Annotated in this window: 25 protein-coding genes; 16 read left to right on the top strand and 9 right to left on the bottom strand. The window is 69.9% G+C overall.

The genetic code is table 11. The annotated features are described in order from the left end of the window. Positions 1-38: 38 nt before the first annotated feature. A complete protein-coding gene (locus tag AC07B0_RS17405) occupies positions 39-251 on the top strand; it encodes a hypothetical protein (protein ID WP_356883684.1) in 213 nt (70 codons plus the stop codon). Between the two features lie 69 nt (positions 252-320). Here the strand turns inward: AC07B0_RS17405 and AC07B0_RS17400 are convergent, their stop codons facing one another. Together AC07B0_RS17400 and AC07B0_RS17395 are read right to left on the bottom strand one after the other, a co-directional pair. After that, on the bottom strand, positions 321-1,028 hold the full coding sequence (locus AC07B0_RS17400; RefSeq protein WP_356883682.1) for a class I SAM-dependent methyltransferase: 708 nt from the start codon (positions 1,026-1,028) through the stop codon (positions 321-323). Positions 1,029-1,138: 110 nt separating this feature from the next. Beyond that, positions 1,139-1,747, bottom strand: a complete 609-nt coding sequence (locus AC07B0_RS17395; RefSeq protein WP_356883680.1) for a DUF3043 domain-containing protein — start codon at positions 1,745-1,747, stop codon at positions 1,139-1,141. Positions 1,748-2,030: 283 nt separating this feature from the next. On the opposite strand from AC07B0_RS17395, the gene AC07B0_RS17390 reads away from it, so the two are divergent. Both AC07B0_RS17390 and pspAA read left to right on the top strand, forming a co-directional pair. Then, the gene (locus tag AC07B0_RS17390) at positions 2,031-2,822 is read left to right on the top strand and encodes a PspA/IM30 family protein (RefSeq protein WP_356883678.1); all 792 of its coding nucleotides are present in this window, start codon (positions 2,031-2,033) and stop codon (positions 2,820-2,822) included. A 13-nt stretch (positions 2,823-2,835) separates the two neighbouring features. Beyond that, positions 2,836-3,114, top strand: a complete 279-nt coding sequence (gene pspAA / locus AC07B0_RS17385; protein ID WP_478898538.1) for a PspA-associated protein PspAA — start codon at positions 2,836-2,838, stop codon at positions 3,112-3,114. Positions 3,115-3,209: 95 nt separating this feature from the next. Here the strand turns inward: pspAA and AC07B0_RS17380 are convergent, their stop codons facing one another. After that, on the bottom strand, positions 3,210-4,028 hold the full coding sequence (locus AC07B0_RS17380) for a hypothetical protein (RefSeq protein ID WP_478898537.1): 819 nt from the start codon (positions 4,026-4,028) through the stop codon (positions 3,210-3,212). Positions 4,029-4,113: 85 nt separating this feature from the next. Here AC07B0_RS17380 and AC07B0_RS17375 point away from each other — a divergent pair, with 85 nt between their 5' ends. The 3 genes from AC07B0_RS17375 to AC07B0_RS17365 all read left to right on the top strand — a co-directional run bounded on the left by AC07B0_RS17375 (position 4,114) and on the right by AC07B0_RS17365 (position 9,008). Continuing rightward, the gene (locus tag AC07B0_RS17375; protein ID WP_467291008.1) at positions 4,114-4,935 is read left to right on the top strand and encodes an adenosylcobinamide-GDP ribazoletransferase; all 822 of its coding nucleotides are present in this window, start codon (positions 4,114-4,116) and stop codon (positions 4,933-4,935) included. Between the two features lie 51 nt (positions 4,936-4,986). Continuing rightward, positions 4,987-5,706, top strand: a complete 720-nt coding sequence (locus tag AC07B0_RS17370) for a response regulator transcription factor (RefSeq protein ID WP_356883670.1) — start codon at positions 4,987-4,989, stop codon at positions 5,704-5,706. A 179-nt stretch (positions 5,707-5,885) separates the two neighbouring features. Further along, the gene (locus AC07B0_RS17365) at positions 5,886-9,008 is read left to right on the top strand and encodes an efflux RND transporter permease subunit (protein ID WP_478898536.1); all 3,123 of its coding nucleotides are present in this window, start codon (positions 5,886-5,888) and stop codon (positions 9,006-9,008) included. Positions 9,009-9,161: 153 nt separating this feature from the next. On the opposite strand, the gene AC07B0_RS17360 is transcribed toward AC07B0_RS17365, so the two are convergent. Together AC07B0_RS17360 and nadA are read right to left on the bottom strand one after the other, a co-directional pair. Then, entirely contained in the window at positions 9,162-9,476 is a 315-nt protein-coding gene (locus AC07B0_RS17360; RefSeq protein WP_478898535.1) for a hypothetical protein, read from the bottom strand. A 121-nt stretch (positions 9,477-9,597) separates the two neighbouring features. After that, positions 9,598-10,785, bottom strand: coding sequence for a quinolinate synthase NadA (gene nadA, locus AC07B0_RS17355; protein WP_356883664.1), 1,188 nt, complete (start codon positions 10,783-10,785; stop codon positions 9,598-9,600). A 345-nt stretch (positions 10,786-11,130) separates the two neighbouring features. Here nadA and erpA point away from each other — a divergent pair, with 345 nt between their 5' ends. Next, positions 11,131-11,487 (top strand): iron-sulfur cluster insertion protein ErpA, encoded by a 357-nt coding sequence (gene erpA, locus AC07B0_RS17350; RefSeq protein ID WP_008738845.1) that lies wholly within the window; start codon positions 11,131-11,133, stop codon positions 11,485-11,487. A gap of 145 nt (positions 11,488-11,632) precedes the next feature. Here the strand turns inward: erpA and AC07B0_RS17345 are convergent, their stop codons facing one another. Both AC07B0_RS17345 and AC07B0_RS17340 read right to left on the bottom strand, forming a co-directional pair. Then, the gene (locus tag AC07B0_RS17345; RefSeq protein ID WP_356883662.1) at positions 11,633-13,123 is read right to left on the bottom strand and encodes a hypothetical protein; all 1,491 of its coding nucleotides are present in this window, start codon (positions 13,121-13,123) and stop codon (positions 11,633-11,635) included. A 95-nt stretch (positions 13,124-13,218) separates the two neighbouring features. Next, on the bottom strand, positions 13,219-13,434 hold the full coding sequence (locus tag AC07B0_RS17340) for a hypothetical protein (protein WP_356878710.1): 216 nt from the start codon (positions 13,432-13,434) through the stop codon (positions 13,219-13,221). Between the two features lie 132 nt (positions 13,435-13,566). Here AC07B0_RS17340 and AC07B0_RS17335 point away from each other — a divergent pair, with 132 nt between their 5' ends. Further along, positions 13,567-14,544: a carbohydrate kinase family protein gene (locus AC07B0_RS17335; RefSeq protein ID WP_356878712.1), complete on the top strand. Its 978-nt coding sequence runs from the start codon at positions 13,567-13,569 to the stop codon at positions 14,542-14,544. A 66-nt stretch (positions 14,545-14,610) separates the two neighbouring features. On the opposite strand, the gene AC07B0_RS17330 is transcribed toward AC07B0_RS17335, so the two are convergent. Further along, positions 14,611-15,990 carry an aminotransferase class V-fold PLP-dependent enzyme gene (locus AC07B0_RS17330; protein ID WP_478898534.1) on the bottom strand — a complete coding sequence of 460 codons (1,380 nt, stop codon included), beginning with the start codon at positions 15,988-15,990 and terminating at the stop codon, positions 14,611-14,613. A 283-nt stretch (positions 15,991-16,273) separates the two neighbouring features. On the opposite strand from AC07B0_RS17330, the gene ctaC reads away from it, so the two are divergent. The 4 genes from ctaC (at position 16,274) to AC07B0_RS17310 (ending at position 20,807) form a co-directional block, all read left to right on the top strand. Next, complete coding sequence (gene ctaC, locus AC07B0_RS17325) at positions 16,274-17,290, top strand: aa3-type cytochrome oxidase subunit II (RefSeq protein WP_356878716.1); 1,017 nt, start codon at positions 16,274-16,276, stop codon at positions 17,288-17,290. After that, the gene (gene ctaD, locus AC07B0_RS17320; protein ID WP_467291021.1) at positions 17,287-19,020 is read left to right on the top strand and encodes an aa3-type cytochrome oxidase subunit I; all 1,734 of its coding nucleotides are present in this window, start codon (positions 17,287-17,289) and stop codon (positions 19,018-19,020) included. Before ctaC ends, ctaD begins: the two co-directional genes overlap by 4 nt. Next, positions 19,017-19,415 (top strand): cytochrome c oxidase subunit 4, encoded by a 399-nt coding sequence (locus tag AC07B0_RS17315; RefSeq protein WP_356878720.1) that lies wholly within the window; start codon positions 19,017-19,019, stop codon positions 19,413-19,415. Before ctaD ends, AC07B0_RS17315 begins: the two co-directional genes overlap by 4 nt. A 144-nt stretch (positions 19,416-19,559) precedes the next feature. Continuing rightward, entirely contained in the window at positions 19,560-20,807 is a 1,248-nt protein-coding gene (locus AC07B0_RS17310; protein WP_356878722.1) for a L,D-transpeptidase, read from the top strand. An 81-nt stretch (positions 20,808-20,888) separates the two neighbouring features. On the opposite strand, the gene AC07B0_RS17305 is transcribed toward AC07B0_RS17310, so the two are convergent. Continuing rightward, positions 20,889-21,290, bottom strand: coding sequence for a DNA-binding transcriptional response regulator (locus AC07B0_RS17305; RefSeq protein WP_281204605.1), 402 nt, complete (start codon positions 21,288-21,290; stop codon positions 20,889-20,891). Positions 21,291-21,488: 198 nt separating this feature from the next. Between AC07B0_RS17305 and ctaE the strand changes: the two genes are divergently transcribed. The 4 genes from ctaE to qcrB all read left to right on the top strand — a co-directional run bounded on the left by ctaE (position 21,489) and on the right by qcrB (position 25,681). Next, positions 21,489-22,109, top strand: coding sequence for an aa3-type cytochrome oxidase subunit III (gene ctaE, locus AC07B0_RS17300; protein WP_008738823.1), 621 nt, complete (start codon positions 21,489-21,491; stop codon positions 22,107-22,109). Positions 22,110-22,188: 79 nt separating this feature from the next. Next, the gene (gene qcrC / locus AC07B0_RS17295) at positions 22,189-22,998 is read left to right on the top strand and encodes a cytochrome bc1 complex diheme cytochrome c subunit (RefSeq protein WP_356878724.1); all 810 of its coding nucleotides are present in this window, start codon (positions 22,189-22,191) and stop codon (positions 22,996-22,998) included. After that, a complete protein-coding gene (qcrA, locus tag AC07B0_RS17290) occupies positions 22,995-24,053 on the top strand; it encodes a cytochrome bc1 complex Rieske iron-sulfur subunit (RefSeq protein ID WP_356878726.1) in 1,059 nt (352 codons plus the stop codon). Before qcrC ends, qcrA begins: the two co-directional genes overlap by 4 nt. Further along, positions 24,050-25,681, top strand: coding sequence for a cytochrome bc1 complex cytochrome b subunit (gene qcrB, locus AC07B0_RS17285; RefSeq protein WP_356878728.1), 1,632 nt, complete (start codon positions 24,050-24,052; stop codon positions 25,679-25,681). Before qcrA ends, qcrB begins: the two co-directional genes overlap by 4 nt. Positions 25,682-25,737: the final 56 nt, after the last annotated feature.

Genomic DNA, 25,737 nt, shown 5'->3' with positions numbered 1-25,737 from the left:
CACTCAAGGTGAGAAGCGGACGAGCAACGGAGGCGGACATGGCGTGGACGTGGCGGTTCGAGACGGCCGAGGGCACCGAGACCGCACCGGCGGTGGTACCGGAGGAGTTCACCACGCAGGGGGACGCGGAGTCCTGGATCGGTGAGTACTGGAAGGACCTGCTGGAAGGCGGCACCGAGCAGGTGAAGCTGTCCGACGACAGCGGCACCGAGCTGTACACGATGAGCCTCCGCGCGGCCCTCGACGCCTGATCCGGCCGGGCCCGCCCCCGGACCCCGCCGAAGCGGGGTCCGGGGAAGCGGCGTACCGGAAGAAACTGCCTAGCCGCGGACCCCGCACAGGTGCAGGAGCGCCGCCACCGCGCGGTAGGGGTCGGTCCGCCCGGCGCGTTCCTCGGCGGCCAGCAGCCGCTCCAGTTCCTCGTCGCGCGGCAGCTCGTCCCCGGCCTCGGTGCCGTCCGTGAAGACCCGGACCCCGTACCAGGTGTGCAGGGGCGCGCCGATCCCGGACAGCGTCGCCGTCAGCCCGGCCAGCCGGTCGGCCCGTACGTCCAGGCCGAGCCGGTTCCTGTAGTCCACGGTGTCGAAGGCGGCCAGCGCGGCCGTCCAGTCACCGGACTGGCCCGGCCGCATGGCGAGCGCGTCGCCGTTGCGCACGAGCAGGGACAGCAGTCCGCCCGGGGCCAGCATCCGGGCGAGCCCGGCCAGCATGGCGTCGGGTTCGGCCACGTACATCAGGACGCCGTGGCAGAGCACCACGTCGAAGCTGCCCGGCCCGAAGTGGGCTCCGGTCTCACGGCCGTCACCCTCCAGCAGGGTGACCCGGTCGCGGATCCCGGCGGGTTCCGCGGCCAGCGCGGCCCGGGCGACCTCCAGCATGGCCGGGTCCTGTTCCAGGCCGGTGACCTTGTGCCCGGCGCGGGCGAGGCGCAGCGCCTGGGTGCCCTGGCCCATGCCGACGTCGAGGACGCGCAGCCGCTGCCCGACGGGGAAGCGGTGCGCGATCTGTTCCTCGACCTGCCGGCCCACGAGTTCCTGGCGGACGGCGTTGCGCAGTCCGCCCAGACCCTCCAGCCACAGCCGGGCTCCCCCGGAGAAACCGTCCCCCGACGCCCCAGATGCTCCGGGCGTCGCTCGGCTCAGGGCCGTTCCCCGCGCTTGACCTGCGGCTTCGGCAGGCGGAGCCGGCGCATCTGGAGGGTGCGCATCAGGCCGTACGCGACGGCGCCGCGGCGGGGCTCGTCCGCGAAGCGCTCGTTCAGCGCCTTGCGGAGACGGAACACCAGGCCGACGGAGTCGACGATGATCAGGGCGATCACACCGAGCCACAGCATCAGGGCGATGTTCTGGATCGACGGCACCCGGACCATGCTCAGCACCAGGATGATCACTGCCAGCGGCAGGAACATCTCGGCGACGGAGAAACGGGAGTCCACGAAGTCGCGGACGAACCGGCGGACGGGGCCCTTGTCACGGGCGGGCAGATAACGCTCGTCACCACTGGCCAGCGCTTCGCGCTGCTTGGCCATCTCTACGCGGCGGCGCTCACGGGCTCGCTTGGCGTCCTCCTTGCGATTGCCGGTCGAGGCCACCACGGCCTTGCGCTGCGACTGGGCCACAGCACGCTTCGGCGTCGGGCGGCCCTTCGGGGCCTGCGGGTCACGGGGCTGCGAGAGGTCGGCGCTCACCTTGTCGGTGGCGGCGGCCTTCTCTTCCTTGGAGGAGCGGCTACCAAACACAAAACCCAAGCCTACGTGGTCGAGGGCACGTGCCCCACCCCGGCGGGGAACGATCCGGCAACGGCGGGCGTCTTCCCAGTAGCGGTTCCCGTGGGCACTCCCGGGAGGCCCCGGAGCGTTTCCGGGGTTCTCGGGGATCACCTACTCCTTACGCCTGACACGGTGCGGGCGTAGTCGTCCTGGAGGAGGAGCGCATCCGTACGCGAACAGTGCGGTAATAGATGCAGGGCCCGTACTGTGGTCCTGTCGGTGACCTTGAGCGAAGTCCGTCAGAAGGGGGCGCGCGAAGCCCATGAGCGGTGTCATGAAGCGTATGGGGATGATCTTCCGCGCGAAGGCGAACAAGGCCCTTGACCGGGCCGAGGACCCGCGCGAGACCCTTGACTACTCGTACCAGAAGCAGCTGGAACTGCTCCAGAAGGTACGCCGCGGCGTCGCCGACGTGGCGACCTCCCGCAAGCGCCTGGAACTGCAGCTGAACCAGCTCCAGGGCCAGTCGGCCAAGCTGGAGGACCAGGGCCGCAAGGCGCTCGCCCTCGGCCGCGAGGACCTGGCCCGTGAGGCCCTGTCCCGCCGCGCCTCGCTCCAGCAGCAGGTCAGCGACCTGGAGGTGCAGCACCAGACCCTCCAGGGCGAGGAGGAGAAGCTGACCCTCGCCGCCCAGCGCCTCCAGGCCAAGGTGGACGCCTTCCGCACGAAGAAGGAGACCATCAAGGCCACGTACACCGCGGCCCAGGCGCAGACCCGGATCGCCGAGTCCTTCTCCGGCATCTCGGAGGAGATGAGCGACGTCGGCCTGGCGATCCAGCGGGCCGAGGACAAGACCGCACAGCTCCAGGCCCGGGCCGGCGCGATCGACGAGCTGCTGGCCTCCGGTGCGCTGGACGACCAGAGCGGGCTGGCGCGCGACGACATCCAGACCGAACTGGACCGCCTCTCCGGCGGCACCGACGTCGAGCTGGAACTCCAGCGGATGAAGGCCGAACTGGCGGGCGGCCCCTCGGCGCAGCAGCAGGCCATCGAGGGCGGCGCCCCCGGCACCACCCAGCCGTCGCAGACCCAGCACCGGTTCGACAAGCAGTAGGACGGGGCCCGTCATGATTGTCCGCATCATGGGGGAGGGGCAGGTGAGGATGGCCGACGACCACTTCACCGAGCTCAACAAGCTGGACGACGAACTGCTCGCCGAGATGGAGAGCGGTGACGAGGACGGCTTCCGGCGCACGCTGGGCGCACTGCTCGAAGCCGTGCGGCGGCTCGGCGAGCCGCTCCCGGACGAGGCGCTGGAGCCGTCCGAGCTGATCCTGCCCGGACCCGACGCCACGCTCGACGAGGTCAGGGACATGCTCAGCGACGACGGGCTGATCCCCGGCTGACCTCCTCGCCGGCCGGCCGTACGGGCACCAGGACACCGACGTGCGAAGGGCCCGCCCCCTGACTCAGGGGGCGGGCCCTTCGCATACGCGCCCGCTCACTCCCGCCGACCGCGTTTCTCGTGCCTCTCGTGCTTTTCCCGTTTCTCCTGCCGCTCCTGTTTCTCCACCGCGGCCCGGTCCGGGTCGGGGGTCCCGCCGATGAAGTTCTCGAAGCGGCGGCGCGGGTGCGCCCAGCGCCGGTCGTGGTGGAAGGCGCGCAGCCCGGCCCTGGCGCGGGCGCGCGGGCGGTTCGCGTAGAACCTCTTCGCGTACGGGGAGCCGGGCCGGGCCAGCCGCACCGCGCCGATCAGGGCGACGAAGGGGACCACCAGGCCGAAGACCGCGGTGCGCGCCTTGCCCTTCCACAGGGCGATCAGGGCCAGGAAGAAGTTGGTGGCGGTGTTCATGACCACCAGCCCGCGGTTCTGCCGTTCGTCGGCGGTCAGCTCGTTCACCCCGAACGGCAGGAACCCGCCCAGGACCAGCGCCACCAGCGCCGCCGTCACCACCACGACCTCGACGCTCTTGCGGCCCTGCTCGCTCCAGTACACGTCGTCGAGGTGCAGGATCAGCGCGAACTCGTCCAGCACCAGGCCCGCACCGAGCCCGAAGAGCACGGCCGAGAGGCCCGCGCCGAACCCGTGCCGGCCGCTGCCGACGGCCCCGAACCCGCCGACGATCACCAGGACCACCCCGGGGACCACGTGGTGGACGTGGATCCCGCCCGGAGTGATGTTCTTGAAGGGGCCCTTCCCGGCGCGGATCATCCGCGTGATCACCCGGGTGACGAGGAACGAGGTCACGAACGCCAGCAGGGCGAGCAGCAGCGGGAGCTTCCCTGGTTCGACGATGTTGCGGTACCACCAGTGACCCATCGCACCAGCTCTCTGTGTGGCGGCTCCCGATTTGGCGCGTATGAGGCAATTTACCGTCCTCCCGGAGCGGGTAGCGTTCCCGCCGATGAAAGATTCGTTCGACGATCCGCCCCCCGTGCCGCCCTCCGAGCGCGCCTCCCTGCCCGACGGGCTCCGCTTCGCGTTCGGCACGCTGACCGTGCTGCCCGCGCGCATCACCCGCTGGGACCGGCCCGCCGCCCGCACCGGCATGGCCTGCGCCCCCCTCGCCGGCCTCGCCGTCGGGCTGCTCGCCGCCGTGCCCGGCGCCCTCATGGTGCTCCTCGACGGCGGGCCGCTGCTCGCCGCCGCGGTCACCGTCGCCGTGCCGGCCGCGCTGACCCGCGGGCTGCACCTCGACGGCCTGGCCGACACGGCCGACGGACTGGGCAGCGCCAAGCCCGCCGAGGACGCGCTGCGGATCATGAAGCAGTCCGACATCGGCCCCTTCGGGGTCATCGCCCTGCTGATCGTCCTCCTCGTGCAGGCGGCCGCCCTCGCCGACATCTACGCCGACAGCTGGGTACGGGGCGCCCTCGCCACCGTCGTCGCCGCCGTCACCGCACGGCTCGCGATGACCCTCGCCTCCCGCGAAGGCGTCCCCGCCGCCCGCCCCGAGGGGCTCGGCGCGACGGTCGCGGGCGTCGTCCCGTACCGCGCGGCGGTCGCGGTGACCGTCCTGGTCACGGCGGCGGCGGCCCTCGCCGCCCTGCCGCTGGGCCTGCCCGCCGCCGCCCAGTACGCGGCGGCCGTCCTGGCCGCGCTGGCCGCCGCCGAATTCCTCCTGCGCCGCTGCGTCCACCGCTTCGACGGAGTCACCGGCGACGTCTTCGGCGCCCTCAGCGAAACCGCCGCCACCACCACCCTCCTCCTCCTGGCCCTGGGCTGACGCCGCCCCCCTGGCCCGTGGCCGACGCCGTGTGCCGCGTACCCTCGGGGCGTGGACGAGAGCGTGCAGCAGACGCAGGGCGGGGCTCCCATCAGGGTGCTGCTCGCCGACGACCAGGCGTTGCTGCGCAGCGCGTTCAAGGTGCTCGTCGATTCCGAGCCCGACATGCTGGTCGTCGGGGAGGCCTCCGACGGGGCGCAGGCGTACGCCCTCGCCCGTGAACGGCGGGCCGACGTCGTCCTCATGGACATCCGGATGCCCGGTACCGACGGCCTCGCCGCCACCCGGATGATCAGCGCCGACCCGGAACTCGCCGCGGTCCGCGTCGTCATGCTGACCACCTTCGAGGTCGACGAGTACGTCGCCGCCGCCCTGCGCGCCGGCGCCTCGGGCTTCCTCGGCAAGGGCGCCGAGCCCGACGAGCTCCTCAACGCCATCCGCGTGGCGGCCGCCGGGGAGGCCCTGCTGTCCCCGGCCGCGACCAAGGGGCTCATCGCGAGCTTCCTCGCGCAGGGCGGACACGCCGACGCCCCCGCCGCCGGCTCGGCCCACGCCGAACGGCTCGCCGCGCTGACCGGCCGCGAGCGCGAGGTCCTCGTCCACGTGGCCGGGGGCCTGTCCAACGACGGGATCGCCGCCCGCCTGGAGGTCAGCCCGCTGACCGTCAAGACCCACGTCAACCGGGCCATGGCCAAGCTCGGCGCGCGGGACCGGGCGCAATTGGTGGTCATCGCGTACGAATCGGGCCTGGTGCGGCCGCGCGCCGAGTGACCGGCCGGAGCGTGCGGCGCTCGCCGCAGTAGGAGGGACTACTGCGGACGCGGTATGCCGCAGATAAGGACGGGACCTGCGAGCGACGCGATCGGCCCCCGGCGTACGAAAGGCTGGGGTTCCCTCGCGCCTGCCTGACGGCATGAGTACGTACACGTCACTGCAGAGAGATCCCATCCATGTCCTGGCTGTCCCGCTTCAGCCTTTCGCAGAGAGCACTGGTCGGCCTCGTGTCGATCGTCGCGCTCCTCTTCGGCGCCATAGCCATCCCGCAGCTCAAGCAACAGCTGCTGCCCTCCATCGAACTGCCCATGGTGTCCGTGCTCGCGCCGTACCAGGGCGCGTCGCCCGACGTCGTGGAGAAGCAGGTCGTCGAGCCGATCGAGGCCACCCTCAAGGGCGTCGACGGCATCACCGGCATCACCTCCACCGCGAGCGAGGGCAACGCCCTCGTCATGGCCACCTTCGACTACGGCGACAGCGGCACCGAGCAGCTCGTCGCCGACGTCCAGCAGGCCGTCAACCGGGCTCGCGTCCGGCTGCCCGCCGAGGTCGACCCGCAGGTGGTGGCCGGCTCCACCGACGACATCCCGACCGTCATCCTCGCCGTCACCTCCGACAAGGACCAGCAGGCCCTCGCCGACCAGCTGGAGCGTTCCGTCGTCCCCGTCCTGGAGGACATCGACGGCGTCGGCCAGGTCAGCATCGACGGGGTCCGGGACCTCCAGGTCACCGTCACCCCCGACAACGCCAAGCTCGCGGCCGCCGGCCTCGACGGCGGCTCCCTCGCCAAGGGCCTCCAGGCGGGCGGCGCGACCGTCCCGGCCGGCTCCTTCGACGAGGAGGGCAAGAACCGCACCGTCCGCGTCGGCGCCGGCTACACCTCGCTCGCCCAGGTCGAGGACCTGCGCCTGAGCCCCGGCCCCGGCAAGCCCGCCGTCCGCCTCGGTGACGTCGCCGCCGTCAAGCAGGAGCCGGCCAGGGCCGACTCCATCACGCGCACCAACGGCAAGCCCAGCCTCGCCGTCGTCCTGACCATGGACAAGGACGGCAGCGCCGTCGCCATCTCGGACGCCGTCAAGGACAAGCTTCCCGAGCTGCGCTCCGCCCTCGGCTCCGGCGCGGCCCTGACCGTGGTCAGCGACCAGGGCCCGGCCGTCGCCAAGTCGATCTCCAGCCTCACCACCGAGGGCCTCCTCGGCCTGGTCTTCGCGGTGATCGTGATCCTGGTCTTCCTCGCGTCGCTCCGCTCGACGTTGGTGACCGCGGTCTCCATCCCGCTGTCCGTGGTCCTCGCCCTCATCGTGCTGTGGACCCGCGACCTGTCGCTCAACATGCTGACGCTGGGCGCGCTCACCATCGCCATCGGCCGCGTCGTCGACGACTCGATCGTGGTCCTGGAGAACATCAAGCGCCACCTCGGCTACGGCGAGGAGCGCGAGGCGGCGATCCTCACCGCGGTCAAGGAGGTGGCCGGCGCGGTCACCTCCTCCACGCTCACCACCGTCGCCGTCTTCCTGCCGATCGGCCTGACCGGCGGCATGATCGGCGAGCTCTTCGGCTCGTTCTCCCTCACCGTCACCGCCGCCCTGCTGGCCTCGCTGCTCGTGTCGCTGACGGTCGTCCCGGTGCTCTCGTACTGGTTCCTGAGCGCGCCCAAGGGCGTGACCGCCGGGGACGCCGAGAGCGCCGCCGAGGCCCGCCGCGCGGCCGAGGAGAAGGAGGCGCGCAGCCGCCTCCAGCGGTTCTACGTACGGGTCCTGGGCTTCGCCACCCGGCGCCGCCTGACCAGTGTGGCCATCGCGGTGGTCGTCCTGATCGGCACGTTCGGGATGACCCCGCTGCTGAAGACCAACTTCTTCGACCAGGGCGAGCAGGACGTCCTGACGGTCAAGCAGGAGCTGGCCCCCGGCACCTCGCTGTCCGCCGCCGACGAGTCCAGCCGCAAGATCGAGAAGGTGCTCTCCTCCGTCGAGGGGATCAAGAGCTACCAGGTCACCGTCGGCTCCTCCGGCTTCATGGCCGCCTTCGGCGGCGGTACGGGCTCCAACCAGGCCTCCTACCAGGTGATGCTGAAGGACTCCGGTGACGGGGAGGCCGTGAAGAAGCGCATCGAGGGCGAGCTGGCGAAGCTCGACGGCATCGGCGACACCCGTATCGCGGCCGGCGACGGCTTCGGCAGCCAGAACCTCAGCGTGGTCGTCAAGGCCGGCGACGCCGGCACGCTCGCGAAGGCCGCCGAGCAGGTCCGCGCCGAGGTGGCCACCCTCAAGGACGTCGCCGACGTCCAGAGCGACCTGGCGCAGTCGGTGCCCCGCATCTCCGTCACCGCCACCCCCAAGGCCGCCGAGGCGGGCCTGGACCAGGCCGCGCTCGGCGCCGTCGTCGCGCAGGCCGTCCGGGGCAACCCGGTCGGCAAGGCCGTACTGGACGACACCGAGCGGGACGTCGTCATCAGGTCCGCCCAGCCGGCCACCACCCTGGCCGAGCTCCAGGCCCTGCCCGTCGGCCCGCTCAAGCTCGGCGACATCGCCGAGGTCAAGGTGGTCCCCGGCCCCGTCGCGATGACCCGGATCGACGGCGCCCGCGCCGCCACCATCACCGCCCGGCCCGTCGGCGAGAACACCGGCGCCGTCAGCACCACCCTCCAGACGAAGATCAAGGCGCTGGACCTGCCCGAGGGGGCGTCGGCCTCCATCGGCGGCGTCTCCGAGGACCAGGACGAGGCCTTCGGCTCGCTGGGCCTGGCCATGCTCGCGGCCATCGCGATCGTCTTCATGCTGCTGGTCGCGACGTTCCGCTCGCTGGTCCAGCCGCTGATCCTGCTGGTCTCCATCCCGTTCGCGGCCACCGGCGCGCTCGGCCTGCTGATCGTCACCGGCACCCCCATGGGCGTCCCCGCGATGATCGGCATGCTGATGCTCATCGGCATCGTGGTGACCAACGCGATCGTCCTGATCGACCTGGTCAACCAGTACCGCGCGCAGGGCCTCGGCGTCGTCGAGGCGGTCGTCGAGGGCGGCCGCCACCGGCTCCGCCCGATCCTGATGACCGCCCTGGCGACGATCTTCGCGCTGCTCCCGATGGCGCTCGGCGTCACCGGCGAGGGCGGCTTCATCTCGCAGCCGCTCGCGGTCGTGGTCATCGGCGGCCTGGTCAGTTCCACCCTGCTGACCCTGCTGCTGGTGCCGACCCTCTACACGATGGTGGAGCTCCGCAAGGAGCGCCGCCGCGCGAAGAAGGCGGCCCGCCTGAAGCCCGTCCCGTCCCCGGCCGAAGCGGAACCCCCGGTCAAGGTCTGACCGGGCCGGCCCCCAAGGCCCCGGACACCGCCGCGCGCTGGTGTCCGGGGCCTTGCCCGTACCCTCCCGGAGCTCACCCGTACCGGTGGTAGCAGCCGCCCGCGTGCTTCCCGGGGACGTCCCTGCGGAACTCGAAGTAGCTCCCCGGTTCGTTCAAGATCGTCTTGATGTCCTCGGAGCGCAGCGCCAGGCAGAACGGCCGCACGATCGGGTCGGCTCCAGCCGGACGTCGGTGATCATCTCCACGTCGCTGGTGTCGTACCGGGTGGACACGGTCGGCTGCAGCATGACGGACGTCCCGCTCTCGTCCCGGTCCAGCTTCAGGGTCACGGGCAGGGCGAGCTCCGTCTGCGGGGTTTCCTGCAACTGCGAGAAGTTGTAGCCCGAGAACGCCAGGGCGGCCACCGAGGCGATGCTCGCGACCCAGGTGTGCCCCGTGCGGAGCTGCTGCCTCACGAGATCGCCCATGGGTCCCAGGGTGCGCTCGGGCGACGCCCGCCGCCCGCCCGCTTGGGCCGCCCGGTGGAAGGGAATGCCGAAGGGGCGCCCGGCGGGTGCCGGGCGCCCCTTCGGCGCGTCGTACGGGCCCCTACGGGAGGGCGAGCATCCGCTCCAGCGCGAGCTTGGCGAAGCTCTCCGTCTCCTTGTCGACCTGGATCCGGTTCACGAGGTTGCCCTCGGCCAGGGACTCCAGTGTCCACACGAGGTGGGGGAGGTCGATGCGGTTCATCGTCGAGCAGAAACAGACCGTCTTGTCGAGGAAGACGACTTCCTTGTCCTCGGCGGCGAATCGATTCGCCAGGCGGCGGACCAGGTTCAGCTCGGTGCCGATGGCCCACTTGGAGCCGGCCGGGGCCGCCTCCAGCGCCTTGATGATGTACTCCGTCGAACCGACGTAGTCCGCGGCCGCCACGACCTCGTGCTTGCACTCGGGGTGCACCAGCACGTTGACGCCGGGGATCCGCGCGCGCACGTCGTTGACCGAGTCCACCGAGAACCGGCCGTGGACCGAGCAGTGGCCGCGCCACAGGATCATCTTGGCGTTCCGCAGCTGCTCGACGGTCAGGCCGCCGTTCGGCTTGTGCGGGTTGTAGAGCACGCAGTCGTCCAGGGACATGCCCATGTCGCGGACGGCGGTGTTGCGGCCCAGGTGCTGGTCGGGCAGGAAGAGGATCTTCTCGCCCTGCTCGAACGCCCAGTCCAGGGCCCTCTTCGCGTTGGACGAGGTGCAGATCGTGCCCCCGTGCTTGCCGGTGAAGGCCTTGATGTCGGCGGAGGAGTTCATGTACGAGACCGGGACGGTGACATCGGCGATGCCCGCCTCCGTCAGGACGTCCCAGCACTCGGCGACCTGCTCGGCGGTGGCCATGTCGGCCATCGAGCAGCCGGCCGCGAGGTCGGGCAGGACGACCTTCTGGTCGTCGCCGGTCAGGATGTCCGCGGACTCGGCCATGAAGTGGACGCCGCAGAAGACGATGTACTCGGCCTCCGGCTTGGCGGCGGCGTCCTTGGCCAGCTTGAACGAGTCACCGGTGACGTCGGCGAACTCGATGACCTCGTCACGCTGGTAGTGGTGGCCGAGGATGAACACCTTGTCCCCGAGCTTCTCCTTGGCCGCGCGGGCGCGCGCCACGAGGTTCGGGTCCGACGGGGAGGGCAGGTCGCCGGGGCACTCCACCCCGCGCTCGCTCTTGGGGTCGGCCTCGCGGCCGAGCAGCAGCAGGGCAAGGGGCGTCGGCTGGACGTCCAAGGGCTGGGCGGTGGTCACGACACGCACCCTTTCTGTTCTGCGACTAGGAACTTCTGAAGACATCGCCAGACGACAGCGCTACCACTTCTCGTCTATTTGACGCTATCTATCATAGCCGCTTCACGTCACTTTGACGATGCCGATAGTGTCGATGTGACGCATTCGCCCGTCCGGGGGCGGCCCCCGGACGGGCTCCCGGGCCGGTCCGCTTCGCCGGGCCCACCCCCACGCGCGGGTGTGCGAGCATGAATGTCTGAAACAAGGAGCGGGACCCGGAATGAATCCGCGGTCGCGCTGGTTGCCACCGACGGCAAGAGTCCGACGTTTCCCCAGCCTCCGGCGGGGAGCCGCCCACTTCGGGAGTGAATGCAGATGTCCGTACAGGACGACAAGACCACTGTGAGCGACGGCATCCTCCTGTCCGACGCCGCCGCCGAGAAGGTCAGGACCCTGCTGGAGCAGGAGGGCCGCGAGGACCTGGCGCTGCGCGTCGCCGTCCAGCCCGGTGGCTGCTCCGGCCTGCGCTACCAGCTCTTCTTCGACGAGCGCTCCCTCGACGGTGACGTCGTCAAGGACTTCGACGGCGTCAAGGTCGTCACCGACCGCATGAGCTCGCCGTACCTGCACGGTGCCTCGATCGACTTCGTCGACACCATCGAGAAGCAGGGCTTCACGATCGACAACCCGAACGCCACCGGCTCCTGCGCCTGCGGCGACTCGTTCAGCTAGTCCTGCCGAGCCGTACGGCTCAACCAGTACGGCGGCGATCCAGTACAGCGCCGTCCAGTACAGCGTCGTCCAGCACAGCGGCGAGGGCCCGGGCCCCGGTCGAATCCGACCGGGGCCCGGGCCCTCGTGCGTTCCCCGGCGGCCGCTACTGGCGGGGGAGCGGCTTCCCCGTCGTCGCGTCGACCACCTTCCGGTCCCCGAGCGGCTCCTTCAGCGTCACCGTCTGCGCCATCTCCTGCGCGACCATGATGCAGGCCTGACCGGGCTTGTTCGGAGTGTCGGTGATCTTCACCAGGACGGACGGGCCCTCCTCCCGCGCCTCCACGGCGTAGCTGCTGCACACCCCGCCCCAGAAGTTCACGGTCAGCTTCCGGTCGGCCTCGGCGTACGAGAACCCGGGCACGGTACGGCCCTGCGGGGGCACCGGGGTTCCCCCGCCGCCCTCGGCCGCGGCCGGCTCCACCACGGTGTGGCCCGCTCCGCCGGACTTCCCGGCCACCTCGAACAGCCAGGCCGGCACCAGGCCCCGCCCGCCGTCCACCGTCCCCGGCGCCAGACCGAGCACGGCTCCCCGTACGGACTCCGTCCGCGGCGGCTTCATCGGGCGCGGCTCCGGGTTGCACGGCACGGTGTCCGTGGCTCCCGTCGGCGTGTCCGGGGTCAGCGGGACGGAGGTCGCGCAGCCGCTCGGGCCCGGACCGGTGCCGTCACCGGTGTTCCGGGCGTTCAGCCGGGCCAGCGCCTCGACCGCCCCGACCACGGGCTGCTCGCCGGACCGGACCGGGGCCTTCAGCTCACCGCTGCCGGCCACCACCTTGGAGTCCGCCCCCACGCTCACCTTGCTGGACCAGCCCTGGGTCGGCAGCCCGCCCACCACCGGGTCGGCGCTCACCACCCGCACCGAACCCTGCACCAGCCGGGCGTCGACGCGGGCGTCACCCTGGCCCGCCGCCGCGAGCACCGGGGCCGCCGCGGCCTTCGCCGCCTCCTCCGACACCGGCTTGCCGCCCGAGTCGGTCCGTGCGGCCGGAGCGTCCGCGCCGCCCTGCGGCAGGGTCGCCGGACCGCAGGTGTCCTTGCCCCGCACGCAGTCGTCGCCGACGCCGTTGCCCGTACCGTCGCCCTGCCCCGGGACGCCCTGGAAGCGCGAGAAGCTCCAGGTGCCGGGTGCCTTGCGGGTGACCGTCAGCCGGGGCCCCGAGCCGTCGGCGGACTCGCCCGCCTGCCAGACGTCGCCGCTCAGCCGGGGCGCGCCGTCGATCCCGAGGGCCTTCGCGAGCCGAGCCACCTCGTCGGAGGTGATCTCGCCGGACGCCGCGAACGAGGGCGCGGTCGCCGGGGCCTCCGGCAGCGGTACGTCGGCCTTGTAGGTCACCCCGGACCCGGACGGGTCCGGCTCTCCGGGGGCGATGCCGTTCGGCGCGGAGGGCGGGGCCGAGGGCGTCGCCGCGTCGCGTGGCGCGGAGGCCGCCCTGTCACCCGTACGGCCGCCGCCACCCGTACCGTCCCCGTGGGCCGTCGAGGCCCAGTAGGCCGTGCCACCGCCGGCCAGCAGGACGGCGGCCGCGATCGAGCCGATGGCCCAGGACGGCCGCCGTCGTGTGGCGCGTGATGTGTCGGGTTGTTCGCTGGTCACCGATTCGCTCCTTCGCCTGTCCCGCCGTACGTGATGCGGGTGTGACGTGGCAGCGGCGGAACCGGTTCCCCCGGGTCCTCTGGTTCCTTGGTCCCCTAGTCCCCGTAGGCGGCCGTGGCGGCGATCAGGCGGGCCGAGTCCGGCGGGACCGAGACGCCGTGGATCTGGGAGGGCGCCACGCGGACCGGCCGGGGGCCCTCCGGGACCCCCCAGTGCGGGGCCATGCGGGCGCAGTCACCCAGGAGCCGTGCGAAGCCGGGCCGCCCGTCGGCGGCGTACTCGGCGTACCCGAAGCCATCGGTAGAGGTCATGGAGGCACGTTAAGCACGCCACGGCGAGTGAAGGAAGTCCTACTACGGGGTAGTTTCGGACGGTCGGCCGCAGGTCGCCGACCGGGTAGTTTTGACTGTCCCCTTGCCGTCCTCCGCAGGAGCGTCCACGCCGTGCGCATCGCAGTCACCGGCTCCATCGCCACCGACCACCTCATGACCTTCCCGGGCCGTTTCGCCGACCAGCTGGTCGCCGACCAGCTCCACACGGTCTCCCTCTCCTTCCTCGTCGACAACCTCGACGTCCGGAGAGGCGGAGTCGGCCCGAACATCTGCTTCGGCATGGGTCAGCTCGGCAGCCGCCCGATCCTCGTCGGCGCGGCCGGCTCGGACTTCGACGAGTACCGCGCCTGGCTGGACCGGCACGGCGTCGACACCGATTCCGTGCGCATCTCCGAGGTGCTGCACACCGCGCGCTTCGTCTGCACCACGGACTCCGACCACAACCAGATCGGCTCCTTCTACACCGGTGCCATGAGCGAGGCCCGCCAGATCGAGCTGAAGGCCGTCGCCGACCGCGTGGGCGGCCTCGACCTCGTCCTCATCGGCGCCGACGACCCCGAGGCGATGCTCCGCCACACGGAGGAGTGCCGCACCCGTGGGATCCCCTTCGCCGCGGACTTCTCGCAGCAGATCGCCCGCATGGACGGCGAGAACATCCGCACCCTGATGGAGGGCGCGACGTACCTCTTCTCGAACGAGTACGAGAAGGGCCTCATCGAGTCGAAGTCCGGCTGGACGGACGAGGAGATCCTCGCCAAGGTCGGCACCCGCATCACCACCCTCGGCTCGCAGGGCGTGCGCATCGACCGCGCCGGCCAGGAGCCGATCGTCGTCGGCTGCCCGGAGGAGACCGCGAAGGTCGACCCGACCGGCGTCGGCGACGCGTTCCGCGCGGGCTTCCTGACCGGCCTGGGCTGGGGCGTCGGCCTGGAGCGGTCCGCGCAGCTCGGCTGCATGCTGGCCACCCTGGTCATCGAGACCCTCGGCACCCAGGAGTACACCCTGGCGCGGGCGCACTTCATGGAGCGCTTCACCAAGGCGTACGGCGACGACGCCGCCGCCGAGGTCCGCGCCCACCTCGCGTCCTGACGCACCGCACCACCGCGTGACCGATCCCGCCCGCCGGCCCGGCGGGCGGGATCCGTCGCGCCGGACTCAGACCAGGCGCCGGACCGTGTACGCCACGCCCGCCGGCCGGGGCGATTCCCCCAGGTACGCGTGGCCCCGCATCCCGCACCAGGCGGGGATGTCCAGCCGCGCCACCTCGTCGTCGGACAGGACGGTCACCGTCCCCCCGACCTCGACCGTGCCGATGACCCGGGCCAGCTCGATTACCGGCTGCGGGCACCGCAGCCCGAGGGCGTCCACCTCCAGGGAGTCCGCCACCGGCGTCACCACCGGCGCCTCCGCCACGCCGAGCTTCTCCCGGACGCCCGCCACCACACCCGGCAGCACCTCCAGGAAGCCGTTGACCTGATCGGCGGTCGTGCCCGGCGGCAGGGACACCCGTACGTTCCCCTCCGACAGCACCCCCATCGCCCGCAGCACGTGACTGGGGGTCAGCGTGGAGCTCGTGCAGGAGGAGCCGGACGACACCGAGAAGCCGGCCCGGTCCAGCTCGTGCAGCAGCGTCTCGCCGTCGACGTACAGGCAGGAGAAGGTGACCAGGTGCGGGAGCCGGCGCTCGGCGTCGCCCACCACCTCCACGTCCGGGACCAGCCGGGCCACCCGCCGCCGGATCCGGTCGACCAGGATCCGCAGCCGGGCCGCCTCCGCGTCGGCCTCCGCCCGCACCGCGCGCAGCGAGGCCGCCGCCGCGACGACCGCCGGGAGGTTCGCGAAGCCGGGGGAGCGCCCCGACTCCCTTTCGTCGGCGGGGCCTTGGGGAGAGAAGCGGACGCCCTTGCGCACCGCCAGCAGCCCCACCCCGGGCGGGCCGCCCCACTTGTGGGCGCTCGCCGTCAGCACCGACCACGCCCCCTCGACCGGTCCCCAGCCCAGCGACTGCGCCGCGTCGACCAGCAGCGGAACCCCGGCCGCCGCGCAGGCCTCGGCCGTCTCCGCCACCGGCTGGACCGTGCCGACCTCGTGGTTCGCCGACTGGAGGCAGGCCAGGGCGGTGTCCGGGGCCAGCGCGGCCGCGTACGCGCCGGGGTCCACCGCCCCGAGCCGGTCCACCGGAACCTCCGTGACCGTGCCCCCGGCCGCCGCGTGCGCGTCCGCCGCGTGCAGGACGGAACTGTGTTCGACCGCCGACACGACCAGATGGCCGCCGACCCGGCGGCGGCCCGCGAGGGCGCCCGCGACGCCCGTGTGAACCGCGTGCGTTCCCGAAGGAGTGAACACGAGCTCGTCGGGGCGGCACCCCACCGCGTCGGCGGCCGCCTCCCGCGCCGCGTCCAGCAGCAGCCGCGCGCGCCGGCCCTCCCGGTACAGCCGGGCCGGGTCCGCCCAGCCCTCGTCCAGGGCGGCCTGCAGGGCCTGTCGGGCGACGGGGTGCAGCGGGGCGGCGGACGCGGTGTCGAAGTACGGCATCGGGCCACGCTAACCCCCGCCCCGCGAACGGCCGGGTCAGGGGCCGTCAGATGTCGTCCGGAGCGGGCCATTCAGGGCCGGATGGCCCGTCCCCCGTACGGCGGATCCACCCCTTCGGGGTCAGTAACGGCGCGTTGGGCACCCTCCCCGCGCGACCCCAAATAGCGTCCAGTAGGGTTTGGTCCGCATAAACATCCAAACCCCTGCCTGCGTCAGGGCCGGCGACCGACCCGAACACGGCCGCAGCCGGCCGCGCGGGCCGAGACTCTCGGGAAGGCGCTACGTGAGTCCCTACGGCTCCGACCGCTCGCCGCGGCGCCCGATGCGGCGGAAGCTGCTGCAGGCGCTGACTGCGGGCGCGGTCCTGGCGACCGCCACTGGTTGCACGTACAACTGGCAAGACTTCCCCCGCCTCGGAATGCCCTATCCGGTCACGGAGGAGGCGCCTCGCATCCTGTCCCTGTGGCAGGGGTCGTGGGCAGCTGCTCTCATCACGGGCATCCTGGTCTGGGGCCTGATCATCTGGAGCGTCATCTTCCACCGGCGTAGCCGGACGAAGATCGAGGTCCCCGCGCAGACCCGGTACAACATGCCCATCGAGGCGCTGTACACCGTGGTCCCGCTCATCATCGTTTCGGTGCTCTTCTACTTCACCGCGCGCGACGAGTCGAAGCTGCTGTCCCTCTCCGCCAAGCCGGCGCACACGATCAACGTGATCGGCTTCCAGTGGAGCTGGGGCTTCAACTACGTCGAGAACGTCGACGGCGACGCGGGCACCCCCGCCGCGCGCGAGCGGGCGAAGCAGGCCGGCGAGGGCAAGCTCGGGACCACGCAGGTTCCCAAGGAGCTCGACGCCATCCCGGACCGCTTCACCAAGGACTTCCCGGCGGGCGCCGAAGGCGTCTACGAGAAGGGCGTCCCCGGCGACCGGAACCCGGAGACGGGCAACCCGGGGCCGACCCTCTACCTGCCCAAGGGCGAGAAGGTCCGCTTCATCCTGTCGTCGAACGACGTCATCCACTCCTTCTGGGTGGTCCCCTTCCTGTTCAAGCAGGACGTGATCCCCGGTCACACCAACGTCTTCGAGGTCACGCCGTCCCAGGAAGGCACCTTCATGGGCAAGTGTGCCGAGCTGTGCGGTGTCGACCACTCCCGGATGCTCTTCAACGTGAAGGTCGTCTCGCCGGAGGAGTACCGGGCGCACCTGAAGGAGCTGGCCGAGAAGGGGCAGACCGGCTTCCTCCCGGCCGGTATCCAGCAGACTGACCCGGCCCGGAATGCGGAAGTGAACAAACTGTGAGCATCCTCAACGAATCTCAGGGTGCCGCCGCAGCTGACTCGTACGAGAACGAGCTGCCGGTACGGCGCAAGCAGCCGGGCAATGTCGTCGTGAAGTGGCTCACCACCACCGACCACAAGACCATCGGCACGATGTACCTGGTCACGTCGTTCGTGTTCTTCATCATCGGCGGGATCATGGCGCTCTTCATGCGCGCCGAGCTGGCCCGTCCGGGCACGCAGATCATGTCGAACGAACAGTTCAACCAGGCGTTCACCATGCATGGCACGATCATGCTGCTGATGTTCGCCACCCCGCTGTTCGCGGGCTTCGCGAACTGGATCATGCCGCTCCAGATCGGCGCGCCCGACGTGGCGTTCCCGCGGCTGAACATGTTCGCGTACTGGCTGTACCTCTTCGGTTCGACCATCGCGGTGGCCGGCTTCGTCACCCCCTCGGGTGCCGCCGACTTCGGCTGGTTCGCCTACTCCCCGCTGTCGGACGCCGTCCGTTCGCCGGGTATCGGCGCCGACATGTGGATCATGGGTCTGGCCTTCTCCGGCTTCGGCACGATCCTCGGTTCGGTCAACTTCATCACCACGATCATCTGCATGCGCGCGCCCGGCATGACGATGTTCCGCATGCCGATCTTCACCTGGAACGTGCTGCTGACCGGTGTCCTGGTCCTGCTCGCCTTCCCGGTGCTGGCCGCCGCGCTCTTCGCGCTGGAGGCCGACCGCAAATTCGGTTCGCACGTATTCGACGCGGCCAATGGCGGCGCATTGCTGTGGCAACACCTCTTCTGGTTCTTCGGACACCCAGAGGTGTACATCATCGCGCTGCCGTTCTTCGGAATCATTTCCGAGGTCATTCCGGTCTTCTCGCGCAAGCCGATGTTCGGTTACATCGGTCTGATCGCGGCGACCATCGCCATCGCCGGTCTTTCGGTGACGGTGTGGGCCCACCACATGTACGTCACCGGCGGTGTGCTGCTGCCGTTCTTCTCCTTCATGACGTTCCTCATCGCGGTTCCGACCGGTGTGAAGTTCTTCAACTGGATCGGCACGATGTGGAAGGGCTCGCTGTCCTTCGAGACCCCGATGCTCTGGGCCGTCGGCTTCCTGATCACCTTCACCTTCGGTGGTCTGACCGGCGTCATCCTGGCCTCGCCCCCGATGGACTTCCACGTCTCGGACTCGTACTTCGTCGTCGCGCACTTCCACTACGTCATCTTCGGCACCGTGGTCTTCGCGATGTTCTCCGGATTCCACTTCTGGTGGCCGAAGTTCACCGGCAAGATGCTGGACGAGCGCCTCGGAAAGATCACCTTCTGGACGCTGTTCGTCGGCTTCCACGGCACCTTCCTGGTGCAGCACTGGCTGGGCGCCGAGGGCATGGCGCGCCGTTACGCGGACTACCTGGCCGCCGACGGGTTCACCCTGCTGAACACGATCTCCACGATCAGCTCGTTCCTGCTCGGCCTGTCGATGCTGCCCTTCATGTACAACGTCTGGAAGACGGCGAAGTACGGCAAGAAGATCGAGGTCGACGACCCGTGGGGCTACGGCCGTTCGCTCGAGTGGGCGACTTCCTGCCCGCCGCCGCGGCACAACTTCCTCACCCTGCCGCGGATCCGTTCCGAATCCCCGGCGTTCGACCTGCACCACCCTGAGATCGCGGCCCTCGACCACCTCGAGGACCACAGCGTCGCCGCCAAGGCCGTCACCGGCGGCAAGGAGGCCGACAAGTGAAGATCCAGGGCAAGATGTTCCTGTGGCTCTCCTTCTTCATCCTGGTCATGGCCGTCGTGTACGGCGTGTGGTCGAAGGAGCCCGTAGGCACCACCGCGCTCTTCCTGGCCTTCGGCCTGAGCGTCATGATCGGCTACTACCTGGCCTTCACGGCCAAGCGCGTGGACGAGATGGCCCAGGACAACCTGGAGGCCGACGTCGCCGACGAGGCGGGCGAGCTGGGGTTCTTCGCCCCGCACAGCTGGCAGCCGCTCTCGCTCGCCATCGGTGGCGCGCTCGCGTTCATGGGCGTCATCTTCGGCTGGTGGCTCATGTACTTCTCGGCCCCGATCATCCTGATCGGCCTGTGGGGCTGGGTGTACGAGTACTACCGCGGTGAGAACCAGAACCAGTAGGACAGCACCAGCAGGGCAGCACCAGCAGGACCTCGCGGCCCGACCGCGCACTTGGGGCCCGGACACCTCTTCGGAGGAGTCCGGGCCCCTCGTTTGCAGTCACCCCGCGCGCCGTAATTGTCATATCTTCATAGCGTTGGCTCCATGAAGCACTCACCGCGTCTTTGGACGGTACTCAGCTGCTCCCTGCTGGTCGCGTCCCTCGGGGCCGGCGCCACCGCATGCGGGTCCGGCGAGAAGAACCCGCTGTCAGCCCGCCCGTACGACGCGGGCGACCACGTTGCCTTCAACCAGGCCTCCGGCGGCCGTCCCGCCGATCCGGACAAGCCCCTGGAAGTCACCGTCAAGGGAGCCGAGTCCCGGATCACCGACGTGACGGTCGTGGACACCCACGGACGCCGTCTGGCGGGCGAACTCTCCGCCAAGGGGGACCGCTGGCACAGCACCACCCCGATGGCCGCGGGCGTCCACTACGCCGTCACCGTGAGCACCGAGAACCAGAAGGGCGCTCCGGGGCAGCGCACGCTGGCTTTCGACACCACACCGGCCGACAAGGTCCTCAAGGTCGAGTTCGGCCCGGACGAGGGCAAGTACGGCGTCGGGCAGCCCATCACGGCCGAGCTCAACGAACCCGTCAAGGACAAGGCGGCCCGTGCCGTCGTGGAACGGGCCCTGGTCGTCGACGCGGCCGCCGGCACCGAGGGCGCCTGGCACTGGATCGACGACAAGAACCTCCACTACCGGCCCAAGGACTACTGGCCCGCCAACACCAGCGTCACCGTACGGAGCAACCTGGAGGGCGTCCGCGTCTCCGACGAGCTCCACGGCGCCGCCTCGAAGCCGCTGAAGATCGACTTCGGCGACCGGGTGGAGGTCACCACCGACGCCTCCTCGCACTACATGACGTTCCGCCGGAACGGAGAGGTGGTCACCACCCTCCCGGTGACCACGGGCAAGCCCGGCTTCTCCACCCGCAACGGCATCAAGGTGGTGCTCGGCAAGCAGTACTACGTCCAGATGCGCGGTGACACCGTCGGCATCGGCGGCAGCGAGTACTACAACCTGCCCGTCTACTGGGCGACCCGTGTCACCTGGAGTGGTGAATACGTGCACGCCGCACCGTGGTCGGTCGACTCCCACGGCGTCGCCAACGTCAGCCACGGCTGCACCGGCATGAGCACCGGCAACGCCGCCTGGTTCTACGAGAACATCACCGAGGGCGACATCGTCAAGGTGATCAACAGCATCGGCGACGACATGGACATCTTCGGCAACGGCTTCGGCGACTGGAACATGGACTGGAAGGACTGGAGGGAGGGCAGTGCCCTCCTCAAGGGCACCCAGGAGGGCCGCAGCCCCATCGACCAGGCCCGCCTCCGCCCGACCGTCTAGTACGGGCCCACAGCGGCCCACGGGCGTCCGTACGGGCGCCCGTGGGCCGTTCGGGGCCTTAGGGGCCCTCTGGGGCCCCTGCTAGGCGTCCAGGGACAGCCGCGGGCGCAGGAGACCCGCCAGGACCTCGGGGAAGTCGACAGGATCCACCGGAAGGGTGACCGCGGCGTCCGCGCGGCTCCACGTGGCCAGCCAGGCGTCCTGCGGACGCCCCATCAGCAACAGCACCGGGGGACACCGGAAGATCTCGTCCTTGATCTGCCGGCACACGCCCATGCCCCCGGCCGGAACCGCCTCGCCGTCCAGCACGCACACGTCGATGCCGCCCTCGTCCAGCGCCGTCAGGACCGCCGGAAGCGTCGCGCACTCCAGGAACTCCACCGGGGGCAGGTCCGCCGCCGGCCTGCGCCCGGCCGCCAGCCGCACCTGCTCCCGGGTGCCCGCGTCGTCGCTGTAGACCAGAACCCGCGCAGTCGCCCGCATTTCGTTCCTCCACGTGTCCGTGAATCACGCTGATGATGCGCGGGATGCTACTCCGTCCGACCCGCTGTCAACATCGGTTCGCACAGCCCCGCCCGAGACGCCGGAAGGACGATCTGATGGGCCGTTCGGGCCTTGCACACGCCCCTGACACTCCGAACGGCACCCCCCGGGGTGAGGGCGGGATAAGCGACCGACATAATGTCGGTCGTGGCGACAGCAACGACAGTAGATACCGGGCACGCGCACCCGACGGTCAACCGGCCGAACCTCGTCAGCGTCGGAACCATCATCTGGTTGAGTTCCGAGCTGATGTTCTTCGCGGCCCTCTTCGCGATGTACTTCACCCTGCGATCCGTGACGGGTGCCGAGTACTGGACAGAGCAGGCTTCGGCCTTGAATCTGCCCTTCTCGGCGACGAACACAACGATCCTGGTGCTCTCCTCGCTCACCTGCCAGCTCGGCGTCTTCGCCGCCGAGCGCGGTGACGTGAAGAAGCTCCGGACGTGGTTCATCATCACGTTCGTCATGGGTGCGATCTTCATTGGCGGCCAGGTGTTCGAGTACACCGAGCTGGTCAAGCACGAGGGGATGTCCCTCTCGTCCGGACCGTACGGCTCGGTCTTCTACCTGACCACCGGCTTCCACGGTCTGCACGTGACGGGCGGTCTCATCGCCTTCCTGCTGGTCCTCGGCCGGACGTACGCGGCCAAGAGGTTCACCCACGAACAGGCCACGTCGGCCATCGTCGTGTCCTACTACTGGCACTTCGTCGATGTCGTCTGGATCGGCCTCTTCGCCACGATCTACCTGATCAAGTAGCGAACACGTCGCCGGGCCCCAGCGCTCGGCACTCCATCCAGAAACACCGACGCAGAAGATCCTGACACCGGGGTAATCCGTGAAAAAGCTCTCCGCACGACGACGCCATCCGCTGGCGGCGGTCGTCGTTCTACTCTTCGCGCTGGCGGTCACTGGGGGGCTGTACGCCGCCTTCGCGCCCGCGGGCAAGGCGCAGGCCGACGAAACCGCCCAGTCCCTCGCCATCGAGGAGGGCCAGAAGCTCTACGCCGTGGGCTGCGCAAGCTGCCACGGTACCGGCGGTCAGGGTTCCACTGACGGCCCCAGCCTGGTCGGCGTCGGCTCCGCGGCCGTCGACTTCCAGGTGAGCACGGGCCGCATGCCCGCCCAGCAGCCCGGCGCCCAGGTGCCGAAGAAGCCCGCCATCTACTCGCAGGCCCAGATCGACCAGCTCGCGGCGTACATCGCTTCGCTCGGCGCCGGCCCGATCACGCCCGTCGCGAAGCAGTACGACCCGGCTGATGCCGACATCGCCAAGGGTGGTGAGCTGTTCCGCAACAACTGCGCGCAGTGTCACAACTTCACCGGCGAGGGCGGCGCGCTGACGAACGGCAAGTACGCCCCGAACCTCGAGGACGTCTCGCCGAAGCACATCTACGAGGCCATGCTCACCGGCCCGCAGAACATGCCCTCCTTCCCGGACAGCACCATGCCGGAGAAGGAGAAGAAGGACATCATCGCGTACCTCCAGAACGTCAACGGCGAGAAGTCGACCAGCCCCGGTGGCCTCAAGCTCGGTGGCCTCGGCCCCGTCTCCGAGGGTCTGTTCGGCTGGATCTTCGGTCTGGGTGCGCTGATCGCTGTCGCCGTCTGGGTCGCGGCCCACACCGCTAAGGCCAAGAAGTCATGAGTAGCCAAGACATTCCCGAAGAGAAGCACCTGCCGAGCGAGCAGGGCGACGCGCACCACGGTGGTGTGGCGGTCGCGGACGACCCGTTCGCCGACCCGGGCCTGCCGGTCCACAAGCCCCGTATCCAGGACATCGACGAGCGGGCGGCGAAGCGCTCCGAGCGCACCGTCGCGATGCTGTTCACGCTGTCGATGCTGGCCACGATCGGCTTCATCGCCTCGTACGTGATCTTCCCGGTCGACAAGATCGTCTACATCTTCCCGGTCGGGAAGGTGAGCGCGCTGAACTTCGCGCTCGGTCTGACCCTGGGCACGGCGCTCTTCTGCATCGGCGCGGGTGCGGTCCACTGGGCCCGCACCCTGATGTCCGACGTCGAGGTCGCCGCCGAGCGCCACGAGATCGCCGCTCCGCCGGAGGTCAAGGCGCAGGTCATGCAGGACTTCGCCGATGGTGCGAACGAGTCCGGCATCGCCCGCCGCCCCCTGATCCGCAACACGCTGCTCGGTGCGCTGGCCATGCTGCCGCTCTCCGCGCTCGTGATCATGCGCGACCTCGGTCCCCTGCCGGAGGACAAGCTCCGCAAGACCATGTGGGCCAAGGGCAAGCTGCTCATCAACCAGAACACGATGGAGCCGCTGCGTCCGGAGGACGTCCTGGTCGGTTCGCTGACCTTCGCGATGCCCGAGGGTCTGGACGAGCACGCCCACGACTTCCAGGTCCAGATCGCCAAGGCCGCCCTGATGATCGTCCGCATCCAGCCGGACGACATCAAGGACAAGCAGGAGCTGGAGTGGTCCCACGAGGGCATCGTGGCCTTCTCCAAGATCTGCACCCACGTCGGCTGCCCGATCAGCCTGTACGAGCAGCAGACGCACCACGTGCTCTGCCCGTGCCACCAGTCCACCTTCGACCTCTCCGACGGCGCCCGAGTCATCTTCGGCCCGGCCGGTCACGCGCTTCCGCAGCTGCGGATCGGCGTGAATGACGAAGGCTTCCTCGAAGCGCACGGCGACTTCGAAGAGCCCGTCGGGCCTGCATTCTGGGAGCGCGGATGAGCACTGCCACAGACAACAAGACGGGGCGCAAAGCGCCCGCCGGCGAGCGCGTGGCGGACTGGGCGGACGGCCGCCTGGGCATCTACGGCCTCGCCAAGGCCAACATGCGCAAGATCTTCCCGGACCACTGGTCCTTCATGCTGGGTGAGATCTGCCTCTACAGCTTCATCATCATCATCCTCACGGGTGTGTACCTGACGCTGTTCTTCCACCCGAGCATGAACGAGGTGGAGTACCACGGCTCGTACGTGCCGATGCAGGGCGTCATGATGTCCGAGGCCTTCGCCTCGACCCTGGACATCAGCTTCGACGTCCGCGGCGGTCTGCTCATCCGGCAGATCCACCACTGGGCGGCGCTGATCTTCGTCGCGGCCATGGTCGTGCACATGATGCGCGTCTTCTTCACCGGTGCGTTCCGCAAGCCGCGTGAGGTCAACTGGATCTTCGGCTTCCTGCTGCTGGTCCTCGGCATGTTCACCGGATTCACCGGTTACTCCCTGCCGGACGACCTGCTCTCGGGCACCGGTGTCCGCTTCATGCAGGGCGCGATCCTGTCCGTCCCGGTCGTCGGCACCTACCTGTCGATGTTCCTGTTCGGCGGCGAGTTCCCCGGCGGCGACTTCGTCGCCCGGTTCTACTCGGTGCACATCCTGCTGCTGCCCGGCATCATGATGGGCCTGCTGGTCGCCCACCTGATCCTGGTGTTCTTCCACAAGCACACCCAGTTCGCGGGTCCCGGCAAGACGAACAACAACGTCGTCGGCATGCCGCTGCTGCCGGTCTACATGGCCAAGGCCGGAGGCTTCTTCTTCCTGGTCTTCGGTGTCATCTCGGCCGTCGCCGCGATCGCCTCGATCAACCCGATCTGGGCCCTCGGCCCGTACCGCCCGGACCACGTGTCCACCGGTGCGCAGCCCGACTGGTACATGGGTATGCCGGAAGGCCTGATCCGAGCCATGCCGGGCTGGGAGATCAACCTGTGGGGCCACACGCTCGTCCTGGGCGTGTTCATCCCGCTGGTGCTCTTCCCGCTGGTGCTGGGCGCCATCGCCGTCTGGCCGTTCATCGAGTCCTGGGTCACCGGGGACAAGCGCGAGCACCACATCCTGGACCGCCCGCGCAACGTCCCGACCCGTACGGCCTTCGGTGTCGCCTGGATCGCGGAGTACATCGTGCTCCTCATCGGCGGCGGCAACGACATGTTCGCCCAGTACTTCCACCTGTCGATCAACTCGATCACCTGGTTCGTCCGGATCGGCTTCTTCGTCGTCCCGGTGCTCGCGTTCATCGCCACCAAGCGGATCTGCCTCGGCCTCCAGCGCCGGGACCGGGACAAGGTGCTGCACGGTCGCGAGACCGGCATCATCAAGCGCCTGCCGCACGGTGAGTTCGTCGAGATCCACGAGCCGCTCTCGCAGGGCAAGCTGCACACGCTCACCTCGTACACCACCTACGAGCCGATCGAGATCGGCCCGACGGTCGACGAGAACGGCGTCGAGCGCAAGGTGAAGGCCACCGAGAAGCTGCGCGCGAAGCTCAGCAAGGGCTTCTACGCCGAGGGCAACCAGATTCCGAAGCCCACGGTCGAGGAGTACAAGGAGATCCAGAGCGGCCACGGCCACCACTGATCTCCGGCATGACCGCTTGAGGGATTGATTTCGGTCAATCCTGGTGTCGCCACGGC

This window comes from Streptomyces sp. NPDC044704 (genome assembly GCF_056433525.1).
This window is presented reverse-complemented; position numbering and strand designations above follow the sequence as displayed.

Bases quoted from the DNA above. Each gene is read 5' to 3' on its own strand.
- AC07B0_RS17365 (WP_478898536.1), top strand. From the start codon at position 5,886: ATGTCCTGGCTGTCCCGCTTCAGCCTTTCGCAGAGAGCACTGGTCGGC.
- AC07B0_RS17380 (WP_478898537.1), bottom strand. From the start codon at position 4,028: ATGGGTCACTGGTGGTACCGCAACATCGTCGAACCAGGGAAGCTCCCG.
- ctaE (WP_008738823.1), top strand. From the start codon at position 21,489: ATGTCGGTCGTGGCGACAGCAACGACAGTAGATACCGGGCACGCGCAC.
- AC07B0_RS17305 (WP_281204605.1), bottom strand. From the start codon at position 21,290: ATGCGGGCGACTGCGCGGGTTCTGGTCTACAGCGACGACGCGGGCACC.
- AC07B0_RS17405 (WP_356883684.1), top strand. From the start codon at position 39: ATGGCGTGGACGTGGCGGTTCGAGACGGCCGAGGGCACCGAGACCGCA.
- pspAA (WP_478898538.1), top strand. From the start codon at position 2,836: ATGATTGTCCGCATCATGGGGGAGGGGCAGGTGAGGATGGCCGACGAC.
- AC07B0_RS17360 (WP_478898535.1), bottom strand. From the start codon at position 9,476: ATGGGCGATCTCGTGAGGCAGCAGCTCCGCACGGGGCACACCTGGGTC.
- qcrA (WP_356878726.1), top strand. From the start codon at position 22,995: ATGAGTAGCCAAGACATTCCCGAAGAGAAGCACCTGCCGAGCGAGCAG.
- AC07B0_RS17340 (WP_356878710.1), bottom strand. From the start codon at position 13,434: ATGACCTCTACCGATGGCTTCGGGTACGCCGAGTACGCCGCCGACGGG.
- erpA (WP_008738845.1), top strand. From the start codon at position 11,131: ATGTCCGTACAGGACGACAAGACCACTGTGAGCGACGGCATCCTCCTG.
- AC07B0_RS17390 (WP_356883678.1), top strand. From the start codon at position 2,031: ATGAGCGGTGTCATGAAGCGTATGGGGATGATCTTCCGCGCGAAGGCG.
- AC07B0_RS17375 (WP_467291008.1), top strand. From the start codon at position 4,114: ATGAAAGATTCGTTCGACGATCCGCCCCCCGTGCCGCCCTCCGAGCGC.
- AC07B0_RS17330 (WP_478898534.1), bottom strand. From the start codon at position 15,990: ATGCCGTACTTCGACACCGCGTCCGCCGCCCCGCTGCACCCCGTCGCC.
- AC07B0_RS17310 (WP_356878722.1), top strand. From the start codon at position 19,560: ATGAAGCACTCACCGCGTCTTTGGACGGTACTCAGCTGCTCCCTGCTG.
- qcrB (WP_356878728.1), top strand. From the start codon at position 24,050: ATGAGCACTGCCACAGACAACAAGACGGGGCGCAAAGCGCCCGCCGGC.